We start from the raw sequence: 12,123 nt of genomic DNA, 5'->3' as shown, positions 1-12,123 counted from the left end.
CCCGAACGTCCGCGAGCCGCAGAACCGCCGCGTCGAAATCGTCATCCAGTAAGACGATCCGAAGCGTTGACTTCAGGAACGGCCGGGGGCGACCCCGGCCGTTTCCATTTTCAGCTATGCGCTTTTCGGGTTGGCGGCGCCCGGGCCGGCCTCTATATCCGGGCGCAGGAGAGTGAATTCATGTCACAAGTGTTGATGCCCAAGGCGACCGCCGTCTGGTTGGTCGAGAACACGACCCTGACCTTCGATCAGATCTCGGCTTTCACCGGCCTGCATCCGCTCGAGATCCAGGCGATCGCCGACGGCGAAGTCGCTGGCGGCATGACGGGCTACGATCCGACCACCAACGGCCAGCTGACCAAGGAAGAGATCAAGCGGGCCGAGGCCGACAGCAACGCCCGGTTGAAGCTCAGCCCGCGCGACGTGCCGATGCCGCAGGCCCGCTCCAAGGGCCCGCGCTACACGCCGGTCGCCAAGCGCCAGGATCGTCCCGACGCCATCGCCTGGTTGCTGAAAACGCACCCCGAACTGCAGGACAGCCAGGTCGCCAAGCTGGTGGGCTCGACCAAGAGCACGGTGCAGTCGGTCAAGGACCGTTCGCATTGGAACATGCAGAACCTGCGACCGCGCGATCCGGTGACGCTCGGTCTCTGTACGCTCAAGGATCTGAACGACGCTGTCGACCGAGCGCGCCGCAAGGCCGCCCGCGAGGATGCCTCGCGCAAGAAGGAAGCGGCGCAGTCGGGCGTGGTCGAGGACGCCGCCGACGTCGATCCGGCCGAAGCCGACCAGCCCGACGTCAGCGAGCAGTAGTCCCCGCTTCTTCCCCTTTGCGTGCTCCGCAAAGGGGAGTGCTATTTCTTAGACGGTCATCATCACCTTGCCGACGTGGTCGGCGCGCTCCAGTTCGGCATGCGCGCCGGCGGCGTCGGTGAACGGGAAGGTCTTGTAGATGATCGGCTTGATCCTGCCGGCTTCGAGCAGGGGCCAGACCTTCTCCTTCAGCCCGCGCGCCATGCGGCCCTTGCTCTCGACGCTCTGGGGCCGAAGCGTCGACCCCGTCAGCGTCAGGCGATTGACCATCAGGAAGCCGGCGCTGATCGTCGCCGTCGCGCCGCCCTGCACGGCGATCACGACGCAGCGCCCGTCGAGCTTCAGCAGCGACAGGTTCTTCGGCAGGTAGTCGCCCGCCACCATGTCGAGCACGACGTCGACGCCGCCCGACAGCTTCTTCACTTCGGCCGCCCAGTCGTTGTCTTTGTAGATAACCGCGTGGTCGGCCCCGAGCGCCTTCACGGCGTCGGCCTTTTCCCGCGTCCGTACGGTGGTGAGCACGGTTGCGCCGAACGACTTGGCGAGCTGGATCGCGGTAGTGCCGATGCCGCTCGCGCCGCCATGGATCAGCACGGTCTCGCCGGCCTTGAGCTGGCCGCGCTCGAAGAGGTTGTGCCAGACGGTGAAGTAATTCTCCGGCAGCGCCGCGGCGTGCAGCAGGTCGAACCCCTTGGGCAGTGGAAGACATTGCGGCGCCGGTACGATGCAATACTCGGCATAGGAGCCGCCCGGCGTCAGCGCGCAGAGCTCGTCACCGATATTCCAGCCGCTCACCCCGTCACCCAGCGCGGCGACGGTGCCGGAGGCTTCGAGGCCCGGCAGGTCGGAGGCACCCGGCGGGGGTGCATAGTTACCCTGGCGCTGGGAGATGTCGGGCCGGTTGACCGCAGTCGCCGCGACCTTGATCAGGATCTCCCCGGCCTTGGGCTGCGGCACCGGCCGCGTCGTCGGTACCAGCACCTCCGGCCCGCCATACTTCGTGATTTCGATGCAGGTCATCGTCGCGGGCAGGGCACTCATGGTCGGCCTTTCGAAGCAGGTGGAGCGGTGCTAGTCCTGCCTTAGCCGCTTCCGTGGAGATGCGCCATGGCCTTCGACCTCGACGACCTCGACCCCCGACAGAAGAAGACACAGCCCAGGAATCTCGATGTCATGAACGTCGATGACCTGAAGGAATACGTCGACGTGCTCAAGGCCGAGCTCGAAAGGGTCGAGGCGAAGATCAAGGCCAAGCAGAGTCACGCCGCGGCCGCCGCCTCCCTGTTCAAGAAGTGATGGTAGCGGGACTGCGCAGAGAGGGGAGGCCCGTGTGGTCGAAGCCAAGTTCCTGAAGCCCGATACTCTGGCGCTGCATGCGGGGCAGCATCCCGATCCGGTGACCGGCGCGCGGGCCGTGCCGATCTACCAGACGACGTCCTTCGTCTTCCGCGACGTCGATCATGCGGCCAGCCTGTTCAACCTCGAGGTCGGCGGGCACATCTACAGCCGCATCTCCAATCCGACCGTTTCGGTGTTCGAGGAGCGGGTGGCGGCCCTCGAGGAGGGCTCCGGCGCGCTCGCGGTGTCGAGCGGCCAGGCGGCGCTGCACATCGCCATCGCCACGCTCATGGGCGCGGGTGGTCACATCGTCGCCTCGACGTCGCTCTATGGCGGCACGCGCAACATGCTGGCGCTCACCCTGCCGCGCTTCGGCATCGAGACGACCTTCGTCCACCCGCGCGACCATGAGGGTTTCCGCAAGGCCATCCGTCCCGAGACGCGCCTCGTGCTGGGCGAGACGATCGGCAACCCGGGCGGCGAGGTGCTCGACATTCCGGCCATCGCCGCGATCGCCCACGAGTCGAAGATCCCGCTGATGGTCGACAACACCTTCGCCTCGCCGGTCCTGTGCAGGCCGCTCACCCTGGGCGCGGACATCGTCTTCCATTCGGCCACCAAGTTCATCGGCGGCCATGGCGTGGCGATCGGCGGCGTGATCGTCGACTCAGGGCGCTTCGACTGGGAAGGCTCGGGCAAGTTCCCGACACTCACCGAACCCTATGCCGGCTATCACGGTATCGACTTTGCCGAGGAGTTCGGGCCGCATGCCTTCGTGATGCGCGCTCGCACCGAGGGCGTGCGCGACTTCGGCTGCTGCCTGTCACCGCAGAACGCCTTCTATCTGATCCAGGGCCTTGAAACCTTGCCGCTCCGCGTCGCGCGTCACGTCGAGAATGCGCGCAAGGTGATAGCGTTCCTGAAGGCCAATCCCGCAGTGGAACGCATCGCCTCGCCCGACATGCCGGAGCATCCCGATCATGCTCTGGCGCAGAAGCTGCTGCCCAGGGGCACGGGCTCGATCTTCAGCTTCGACATCAAGGGCGGCCGCGAGGCCGGCCGGCGCTTCATCGAGCGGCTGAAGCTGTTTTCGCATCTTGCCAATGTCGGTGACGCCAAGTCGCTGGTGATCCATCCCGCCTCGACGACGCACGCCCAGCTCGATGCGGCGGCGCTGAAGGAAGCGGGCATCGGCGAAGGCATGATCCGGCTCTCGGTCGGCCTGGAAGACCCCGAAGACCTGATCGACGATCTTGGGCCGGCGCTGCGCGCCGCGCAGAAGGGCTGACCATGAAGCTCACCGTCGATGGCCGGACCGTTTTCGCAACGACCGGCGGTACCGAGTTCGATGCAGGCAAGCCCGCGATCGTCTTCCTTCATGGCGCCGGATTCGACCGCACCGCCTGGCGCCTGCAGACGCGCTGGTTCGCCCATCACGGCCGCAGCGTGCTGGCCGTCGATTTCCCGGCGCACGGCTGGTCCGATGGACCGGTGCTCAACAGCATTCCAGCGATGGCCGACTGGACGGCGCGCCTGATCGAGGCAGCGGGCCTCAGGCAGGCGGCGCTCGTCGGACACTCGATGGGTGCACTGGTCGCGCTCGACTGTGCGGCGCGCCACGGCGACAAGGTGCGGGCACTGGGCCTGTGCGGTGTGGCAACGGAAATGCCGGTGCATCCCGAGATGCTCGAATCGGCCAAGGCCAACACGCTGAAGGTGCAGGAACTCATGACCTTCTGGGGCATGGGCAATGCGCTGCACAAAGGCGGCATGGTCTCGCCCGGCCTGTGGCTGCGACGCGAATCGCTGGCGGTGCTGGCGGGCAACAGGCCGGACGTGATCCATACCGATCTGGCGGCCTGCAACGCCTACAAGGATGCGCCGGCACGGGCGGCGGCCGTGAAGTGCCCGACCGTCTTCGTGCTGGGGGACGGCGATCTCATGACGCCCGCGCCGAAGGCCAAGGCACTGGTTGCGGCGATTGCCGGTTCGACGTCCGTCACAATCCCGAACTGCGGGCATTTCATGATGGTGGAGCGTCCCGACGAGGCGCTGGAGGCATTGAAGTCCTGTGTCTGAACGCGTCGCTCTCGTCACCGGCTCCACCTCCGGAATTGGCGCCGCCATCGCGCGCCGCCTGTCGCGCAACGGTTATGCCGTGGCGCTGCATTCGCGCAGCTCGGCCGACGTGGGGATGGCGATGGCCGCCGAGCTGAAGCAGGCCAGCTATCACCAGGCCGATCTTGGCGATGAGACGGCGGCACGCGGTCTCGTCGCGTCGGTGCTCGAGGCCCATGGCCGCCTCGACGTGCTGGTGAACAATGCCGGCCTGTCGATCCGCATCCCGCACACCGATCTCAAGGCTGCGACGCCGGCGCTTTGGCGGCAGATGCTCGACGTCAACCTGATCGCGCCCTTCATGCTGGTTGCGGAGGCCGAAGCCGCGCTGCGCACCTCCAGCGAAAGCGGCCGGCCCGCGAGCATCGTCAATATCGGCACGCATGCCGGTTCTCGGCCGAAAGGGTCGTCCATTCCCTACGCCGCTTCGAAGGCGGCGCTGCATCACGTGACGAAGCTGCTCGCCTTGTCTCTGGCACCGGCAATTCGCGTGAACGCCGTGGCGCCGGGCCTGGTCGAGACTCCGATGACGGCGAACTGGCCCGACATGCTGGAAACCTGGAAAGCGAAGTCGCCGATGAAGCGACCTGCGAAACCGGAGGACATCGCCGATCTGGTGGCCGCGCTGTGCGCCAACGACTACGTTACCGGAGAGATCGTCATCGCCGACGGTGGGTTGAACCTCACCTAGCCAGACACGGAGGAAACAACAATGAACGTCCAGACGCTGCCGCCGGGCTACAAGACCGCCCCATGGACGCCGCCGGAAACCATTACCGGCGCCATGTTGGCCGAGGCCAGCAACAAGCTGATCGAACTGCTGCGCATCCGCACCCAGCCGATCGGCATGCGCCTTTTCGAGGACCCGGCCGAGATGGACAAGATCAAGGGCGTGCGCAAGCCGACCGAGGGCTTCAAGTTCACCATGTGCCAGATGGTGACGCAGTCGCGCTGGTACGGCTTCACCCTGGGAATCACCGTCGACAATACGCGCGGCGGCAATTGCGGCGGCGTCGTCGGCCTCAACCATCCGGGCGAGGGCTTCCTCTCGGGCGACCACATGAACGGCGTGTGGTTCGGCAACAAGGAAGCCTCGGCCGCCCACCAGGCGCAGATGCCGCGCGTGCCGGACGGCAAGTACAACGGCCTCGTCGTGTCGCCACTGCGCTCGGCGCGGCTCGACCCGCCGGACATCTGCCTGTTCTACGGAACGCCCGGCCAGATGATCTATTTCATCAATGGCCTGCAGTATCACCGTTACCGCCGCTACGACTTTACGGTGACCGGCGAGAGCGCTTGCGCCGATTCGTGGGGAAGGGCGCTCGCCACGCGCCAGACCTCGCTGTCGCTGCCTTGCTTCGCCGAGCGGCGATATGGCGGCGTGGCCGACGACGAGCTGCTGATGGCCTGTCCGCCGGACGAGCTGCTGCGCGCGGTCGAGGGCATGGGTCATCTCGGCAAGAACGGCCTGCGCTATCCGTTCCCGCCCTACGGCGCGGTGATGGATCCGGCCCTGGGCATGGCCAAGAGCTACAGCTGAGATGCTCTACGTCGTGGCCTGGCCGGTACTCGGCGAGGCCGACGACGCGGCTCTGCATCGGCTGCGGGCGCAGTACCATCCGGGTGAGGCCGCGCTGATCGGCCCGCACTTCACTCTCGTGTTCGGTGCCGCAGGCGACTGCGAGGCCGAGCTGCGCGCGGCCTTGCAGGACGTCACGCAGCGGCCGTTCTGGTTCCAGATCGACCGCATCGTGCGATCCGACCTCTATCTTTATGCCGAGCCCTCGGATGGTGCAGCCGAACTGACGGCCCTTCATGAGGAACTGAACCCCGTTCCCGGCAGCGAGCCGTTCGAGCCGCACATCACGCTCGGCCGGTTCCGAAGCCCCGCCGACGCCGAGCAGGTGGCGCGCATCGTCAGTCGCCAGAACCTGCCGATGACCGGCCGGATCGAAGAGCTGGAGCTGCTGCGCCGAACCGGCGACACGCTCGAAACCCTGGCCAGTGTCCGCCTCGGAACATGAAGATCGCCCGGCGCACCGCGCTCGCGCTCCTGGCCGCCCTTCTCCTGCCGCTCTTCTTCGGACGCCCGATGGTCTGGGCGGAAGCCACGCTGGTGATGTGGGACATCGCGGCGGGCGGTGCGCCGACCTGGCTGGAGGAGGTGACCGCGCCGCCCCGAAAATATACCACGCGATGGGAAGGCGGGGAGGGGCGACCTCTACCTTCCGGCCAGCCAGCCCCGCGCGGCGATGGTCCTCGTCCCCGGCGCCGCCGTGCTGGGCCGGGTCGAGCCGAACGCCTATGGCCGCTGGGCCATCCTGCGCGCCAATGCCAGCCGCCTCGACGATCCGCGTGACGCGCGCCTTCTGGAAGAGATTGCAGCGCTGCGCTTGCGGGACCGCAATGCCGATGTCTCCCGCGAGGCCGCGATGCTGCGATGCTGGGACCGCAGGGCCGCGCGGTGCTGGCCCTGGTCGACAATAGCAACCCCGATGCAGTAAATCGTTTCATCGAAGGACTACCCGGGACGGTGCGTCGCGAGATCGATGGCCTGAACCTCGCCTTCCACGATCTGTCGAAGTTGCGGGGCCATCTCATCCTGGTACACGGCCGTACCGATCCGATGGTTCCCTACAGCGAGAGCCAGGATCTCGCCGCCGCGGCGTCGAAGGCGCGCGTATCCCTGTTCCTGATCGACGACATCGGCCATGTCGAGTTCACCGCGGTGAACGTCGCCAATGCCTGGAAGATGTGGCAGGCGATCGTCGCGCTCCTGGAGGAGCGACGATAGGGCTAGATGAGTTGATGCCCCAAACGAACCCCGTCGTCTCGACTGGAGCCTGCCGCGAGGCTTCTCGAGGGGGGCTTCGGTAGAGACGACGGAATCACTGTAGCTTGGAAGCTCCTCCAGCTAACGCCAGAGCGGCGGCAGGGGCGGCAGGCGGACGTTGCCGGGGCGAGCCGCGATGCCGAACTTCGCGAGCGCTTCGCGGACCTCGCGCGGCATGCTCATGTTGGACGACGTCGTCACGGTGGCCAGCTTGAACAGCCGGTCGATCATCCTCTGCCAGCGGTCGCCCTCGTCAGGATAGCGGCGGATCTCGACCTTTCGGCCTTCGCCGATGCCGGCCTTGGCCTTGGCGATGTTGAGCGCGAGCTGCAGGCCGCCCAGTTCGTCCACCAGCCCGGCCTGCCTGGCGTCGGTGCCGCTGAAGACCCGGCCGCGCGCGGCAGCGTCGATGCGGTTGGCGTCGAGATTGCGTGACTCGGCGACCTGGGTCGTGAAGGCCGCGTAGATGACGTCGAGTTCCCGGTTAATGGCGGCGCGTTGGGCGGGCGTCGGCGGCTGGAAGGTCGAGTGCATGCCGGCGTTTCGGCCGACTGAGACGCGCTCGACGTTGACGCCGAGCGAGGTCAGCAGTTCCTGTGCCATGGGCCAGATGCTGAAGACACCGATAGAGGCGGTGATCGTCGTCGGCTGGGCGACGATCACGTCACCGCGGACGGCGGCCAGGTAGCCGCCGGAGGCCGCCACGTCGCCCATCGAGACGATCACGGGCTTGCCGGCGGCCCGTGCCCGGCCGACCGCGTCGGCAATGGCGTCGGCGGCGGGATAGGTGCCTCCGGGCGAGTCGATGCGCAGGACGATGGCGCGCACATCCTTGGCCTGGGCGGCATTCTCGAGCGCCTCGACGACGTCTTCGGCTTTGGCCATCGCGTCGTCCTCGAGGGGACTGCCTTCTCCACCGCCCGACATGATGGCGCCGTTCACGCGCACGAGGGCAATGACGTCGCCGCTTTGCTTCGGGCGTGTCTCGTCGCCGGCATATTCCGCCAGGGTCACGAGATCGCGCTTGCCGCTGGCGCGCTGGTAGACGTCTTCGAGTGCGTCGGCACGATAGCCGATCTTGTCGACGAGACCGTCCTGACGCGCCTGCTCGGATTCGTGCGGCGCGGTGTCGATCAGGCGGCGCAGTTGGCCGGCCTCCATCTTGCGGTCGCGGGCCACGTCGGCGATGAACTGACCGAACAGGCTGTCGATCAACTGCTGCAGGTTCTCGCGGGCAGGACGGGTGTAGTTCGTCTCCATGAACGAGTCGGGCGCGCTCTTGTACTCGTAGCGCTTGCCGCCCTCGACCTTGACCCCGAGCTTGTCGAGGCCGCCCTTGATGAACGGCGTCTCGACGGCGATGCCGGTGATGCCGAAGCCGCCGCTCGGCTGCAGCCAGATCTGTTCCAACGCGGCGGCGAGATAATAGTCGGCGACATGGTTGCCCCCGCTGCCGAGCGATTCCGCGAAGCCGACCGCGAACTTGCCCTTGCCGCGGAAGTGGGCGATCGCCTGGCGCAGCTCCTGTACGCGGGCGAGGCCCCCCGCTTCGTCGCCGATCTCGACATAGAGACCGACGACGCGCGGATCGTCGGCCGCCTGCCAGAGGAGTTGCACCACCTCGACGATGTCGCGCGAGCCGCCGAACAGGCCGCCGCTCAGCAGGCCGGTTGACGTCGCCTCCGGCGGCAGCGCACGGAGGTCCAGCGACAGGACCATCTGCTGCGGCAGCGGTTTGGCCGAGAAGGGACCCGAGGCGAAGAAGGCTACGCCGGCGACCACAGCCAGCAGGACCAGTGTGCCGATGGTCGCAAGAAAGCCGACGATGAAACGCCGCATGCGGGAGTTTCCCTATGGTGACTGGGTGCTGATCAGGAACGAACGAGATTCGGCCGGAACGCCTTTACGGCGTCAAGCATCGTCAGGGCGTTTGAGTCGAGGCCGTTGTCGCGGACGATGACGGCCGCCGGAACGCCGCGGATCGGCCGCAGGCTGTCATCGACATTGAACTGGGAAAGGCGCAGGTCCGCCGCGAGGAACGCCTGTGGTTCGATCCCGATCTGGAGCTGGGTGCGCATCGCCAGGCGGCGAAGCCGCACCCACTCGATGTCGCCCCAGGCGATGCGGGCATTGCGGCCGAACCCAAGCGCGATGCCGTCATGGTCGATCACCACCTGCGGCGTGCGGTCCAGAAAGCGACTGACGCCCAAGTAGATGTAGTAGACCATGATCAGCGCCAGAAGCGCGAACATCACGAAGCGTGGATCCTGGAGCGAAAGGGTGGGCGCGTTGGCCGCGTCGCCGGATGCAAAGTGTGCGATCGCCGAGCCGATCATCAGGAGCGAGACGGCCGCCATCCCCAGATTGTGAAGGGTGCCGAAGCGCACCTCCAGGGCTTGCCGGACGGCCATCGTGGAGCGCTAGCCGGCTTGGGCGCGATGGCGCAGCAAGTGGTCCGCGAGAACGCAGGCCATCATCGCTTCCGCCACAGGGGTGCCGCGGATACCGACGCAGGGATCGTGGCGGCCCTTGGTACGCAGTTCGATGTCGCATCCGTTGCGGTCGACGCTGCGGACCGGCGTCAGGATCGAGCTGGTCGGCTTGACCGCGAGGCGGCAGACGATGTCCTGGCCGGTCGAGATGCCGCCCAGGATGCCGCCGGCATGGTTGCTGAGGAAGGCCGGCTGGCCGTCCCGCATGCGCATTTCGTCGGCATTCTCCTCGCCGCTCATCGCAGCCGTGGCGAAACCGTCGCCGATCTCGACGCCCTTGACGGCATTGATGCTCATCAGCGCCTTGGCGAGGTCGGCATCGAGCTTGTCGTAGACCGGGTCGCCCAGGCCGACGGGGACGCCCGAGGCAACGACCTCGATGACCGCGCCGCACGAGCTGCCGCGCTTGCGCACGTCGTCGAGGTAGCCTTCCCAGTTCTGCGCTGCCTGGCGGTCCGGGCACCAGAACGGATTGTCGCCGGTCGCGTCCCAGTCCCAGTTGGTGCGGTCGATCTTCTGCGTGCCGATCTGGACCACGGCGCCGCGGATGGTGACGCCATCACCCAGGATCTTGCGCGCGATGGCGCCGGCGGCGACACGCACCGCGGTCTCGCGCGCCGACTGGCGGCCGCCGCCGCGATAATCGCGCACGCCATACTTCATTTGATAGGTGTAGTCGGCGTGGGACGGTCGGAACTGGTCCTTGATCTCGCCGTAGTCGCGGCTGCGCTGGTCGACATTGTCGATGTGCAGCCCGATCGGCGTGCCGGTCGTGACGCCCTCGAAGACGCCGGACAGGATCCTGACCGAGTCCGGCTCCTGGCGCTGGGTGACGAAGCGCGACTGGCCGGGACGGCGCTTGTCCATCCACACCTGGATGTCGGCTTCGCTCAGGGGGATGCGCGCCGGCGTGCCATCGACTACGCAGCCAATGGCAGGCCCGTGGCTTTCGCCCCAGCTGGTGAACCGGAAGAGGGTACCGAAACTGCTGCCGGCCATGGTCGCCGGCCTCCTGCGCTACTCGCCTTCGAAGTTGCCGAGCAATTCGGCGATCTGCTTCGCGGACGAGGTGTTGATCATGCCGACGACATGGTAGCCGGCATCGACGTGCATCACTTCACCGGTCACGCCGGTGCCGAGATCGGACAGGAGATAGAGGCCGGCATTGCCGACCTCTTCCGTCGTGACATTGCGCTTCAGGGGCGAGTTCAGCTCGTTCCACTTCAGGATGTAGCGGCTGTCGTTGATCCCGGCGAAGGCCAGCGTCTTGACCGGGCCGGCCGAGATCGCATTGACCCGGATCTTCTGCTGGCCGAGATCGGACGCCAGGTAGCGCACGCTTGCCTCGAGCGCGGCCTTGGCGACGCCCATGACGTTGTAGTTCGGGATCACACGCTCTGCACCGTAGTAGGTGAGGGTGAGCAGGCTGCCACCGTCCTTCATCAGCGGCACGGCGCGCTGCGCCACGGCGATGAGAGAGTAGCAGCTCACGTTCATCGTGAGGGCGAAGTTGTCGGACGTGGTGTCGAGGTAGCGGCCGCGCAGCTCGTCCTTGTTGGAGAAGGCGATGGCGTGGACCAGGAAGTCCAGCTTGCCCCATTCCTTCTCCAGCTTGGCGAAGACGGCATCGATGCTGGCGGCGTTGGTCACGTCGCACGGTTCGATGATCTTGGCGCCGATCGAGTTGGCCAGCGGACGCACGCGCTTCTCCAGCGCCTCGCCCTGGAAGGTGAAGGCCACCTCCGCTCCCTGGTCGTGGCACGCCTTGGCGATGCCCCAGGCGATCGAGCGTTCGTTGGCGACGCCCATGACGAGGCCTTTTTTGCCGGCCATCAATTGTGCAGCAGAGGTCATGCCCCCGGTTCTAGCGGGGGACGGCTATTGGGACAAGATGCCGGTGGTGGAACGCGGGCGACCCCCTCATATTGTGGTCATGATCAGGCAAACCACCGATCCGCTGGAGCTTTTCGCCACTTGGTACGGCGAGGCCGGCACTTCCGAGCCCAACGACCCCTCCGCCATGGCCTTGGCCACGGTCGGTCCGGACGGCACGCCCGCCGTGCGCATGGTTCTGTTGAAGGACTATGACGCCGACGGCTTCGTATTTTACACGAATTATGAAAGCCGGAAGGGCAACCACCTCCTGGCTCATCCCAGGGCGGCCCTCCTTTTCCACTGGAAGTCGCTGCGCCGCCAGGTTCGCCTGGAGGGGCCGGTCACCCCGACGACGGCCGACGAGGCCGATGCCTATTTCGCGACCCGGGCCCGGGGAAGCCAGATCGGCGCCTGGGCGTCGGAACAGTCGCGGCCGCTGGAAAGCCGGTTTGCCCTCGAGAAGCGGGTGGCGGAATACGGCACCCGGTATCTGGTCGGCTCGGTGCCGCGGCCGCCGCACTGGTCGGGCTTCCGCCTGCAGCCGACCCTGATCGAGTTCTGGCAGGACGGCGCCTTCCGCCTGCACGACCGGCTGGAATATCGGCGTGGCTCACCCGCCGAACCGTGGACCACGCGAACGCTTTACCCCTGAGG

At 66.8% G+C, this 12,123-nt stretch carries 15 protein-coding genes; 10 read left to right on the top strand and 5 right to left on the bottom strand.

The genetic code is table 11. From position 1 onward, the window contains the following. Window positions 1–180: 180 nt before the first annotated feature. On the top strand, window positions 181–813 hold the full coding sequence (locus tag Q0Q48_RS13210; protein WP_295138264.1) for a DUF1013 domain-containing protein: 633 nt from the start codon (window positions 181–183) through the stop codon (window positions 811–813). A gap of 48 nt (window positions 814–861) precedes the next feature. Here Q0Q48_RS13210 and Q0Q48_RS13205 read toward each other — a convergent pair whose 3' ends face one another. Beyond that, window positions 862–1,854, bottom strand: a complete 993-nt coding sequence (locus Q0Q48_RS13205) for an NAD(P)H-quinone oxidoreductase (protein ID WP_295138262.1) — start codon at window positions 1,852–1,854, stop codon at window positions 862–864. A gap of 66 nt (window positions 1,855–1,920) precedes the next feature. Between Q0Q48_RS13205 and Q0Q48_RS13200 the strand changes: the two genes are divergently transcribed. From Q0Q48_RS13200 to Q0Q48_RS13165, 8 genes are all read left to right on the top strand, one after another. Beyond that, a complete protein-coding gene (locus Q0Q48_RS13200; RefSeq protein WP_295138260.1) occupies window positions 1,921–2,109 on the top strand; it encodes a DUF1192 domain-containing protein in 189 nt (62 codons plus the stop codon). Window positions 2,110–2,143: 34 nt separating this feature from the next. Continuing rightward, window positions 2,144–3,439 (top strand): O-acetylhomoserine aminocarboxypropyltransferase, encoded by a 1,296-nt coding sequence (locus Q0Q48_RS13195; RefSeq protein WP_295138258.1) that lies wholly within the window; start codon window positions 2,144–2,146, stop codon window positions 3,437–3,439. Between the two features lie 2 nt (window positions 3,440–3,441). Then, window positions 3,442–4,230, top strand: coding sequence for an alpha/beta hydrolase (locus tag Q0Q48_RS13190; RefSeq protein ID WP_295138256.1), 789 nt, complete (start codon window positions 3,442–3,444; stop codon window positions 4,228–4,230). Next, window positions 4,223–4,960 (top strand): SDR family oxidoreductase, encoded by a 738-nt coding sequence (locus Q0Q48_RS13185; RefSeq protein WP_295138255.1) that lies wholly within the window; start codon window positions 4,223–4,225, stop codon window positions 4,958–4,960. The genes Q0Q48_RS13190 and Q0Q48_RS13185 overlap by 8 nt, the downstream gene beginning before the upstream one ends. A 93-nt stretch (window positions 4,961–5,053) precedes the next feature. Then, a complete protein-coding gene (locus Q0Q48_RS13180; RefSeq protein ID WP_068194881.1) occupies window positions 5,054–5,809 on the top strand; it encodes a DUF169 domain-containing protein in 756 nt (251 codons plus the stop codon). Between the two features lies 1 nt (window position 5,810). Next, window positions 5,811–6,293 (top strand): 2'-5' RNA ligase family protein, encoded by a 483-nt coding sequence (locus Q0Q48_RS13175; RefSeq protein ID WP_295138253.1) that lies wholly within the window; start codon window positions 5,811–5,813, stop codon window positions 6,291–6,293. Window positions 6,294–6,521: 228 nt separating this feature from the next. Further along, window positions 6,522–6,773 carry a hypothetical protein gene (locus Q0Q48_RS13170; protein WP_295138251.1) on the top strand — a complete coding sequence of 84 codons (252 nt, stop codon included), beginning with the start codon at window positions 6,522–6,524 and terminating at the stop codon, window positions 6,771–6,773. Beyond that, window positions 6,710–7,063: an alpha/beta hydrolase gene (locus Q0Q48_RS13165; protein WP_295138249.1), complete on the top strand. Its 354-nt coding sequence runs from the start codon at window positions 6,710–6,712 to the stop codon at window positions 7,061–7,063. Before Q0Q48_RS13170 ends, Q0Q48_RS13165 begins: the two co-directional genes overlap by 64 nt. Before the next feature lie 120 nt (window positions 7,064–7,183). Here the strand turns inward: Q0Q48_RS13165 and sppA are convergent, their stop codons facing one another. Genes sppA through fabI form a run of 4 tightly spaced genes read right to left on the bottom strand, consistent with a single transcriptional unit; the run spans window position 7,184 to window position 11,448 of the window. After that, entirely contained in the window at window positions 7,184–8,941 is a 1,758-nt protein-coding gene (sppA, locus tag Q0Q48_RS13160; protein WP_295138247.1) for a signal peptide peptidase SppA, read from the bottom strand. A 32-nt stretch (window positions 8,942–8,973) separates the two neighbouring features. Next, a complete protein-coding gene (locus Q0Q48_RS13155) occupies window positions 8,974–9,489 on the bottom strand; it encodes a hypothetical protein (RefSeq protein ID WP_295138245.1) in 516 nt (171 codons plus the stop codon). Window positions 9,490–9,522: 33 nt separating this feature from the next. After that, window positions 9,523–10,593, bottom strand: a complete 1,071-nt coding sequence (gene aroC, locus Q0Q48_RS13150) for a chorismate synthase (RefSeq protein ID WP_295138243.1) — start codon at window positions 10,591–10,593, stop codon at window positions 9,523–9,525. An 18-nt stretch (window positions 10,594–10,611) separates the two neighbouring features. After that, on the bottom strand, window positions 10,612–11,448 hold the full coding sequence (gene fabI / locus Q0Q48_RS13145; protein ID WP_295138241.1) for an enoyl-ACP reductase FabI: 837 nt from the start codon (window positions 11,446–11,448) through the stop codon (window positions 10,612–10,614). A gap of 79 nt (window positions 11,449–11,527) precedes the next feature. On the opposite strand from fabI, the gene pdxH reads away from it, so the two are divergent. Then, entirely contained in the window at window positions 11,528–12,121 is a 594-nt protein-coding gene (gene pdxH / locus Q0Q48_RS13140; protein WP_295138239.1) for a pyridoxamine 5'-phosphate oxidase, read from the top strand. Window positions 12,122–12,123 lie beyond the last annotated feature (2 nt).

This window comes from uncultured Reyranella sp., from assembly GCF_945957355.1.
Lineage (GTDB): Bacteria > Pseudomonadota > Alphaproteobacteria > Reyranellales > Reyranellaceae > Reyranella.
Note: the sequence above shows the minus strand (reverse complement) of the source record. Positions and strands in the feature narration are given on the sequence as shown.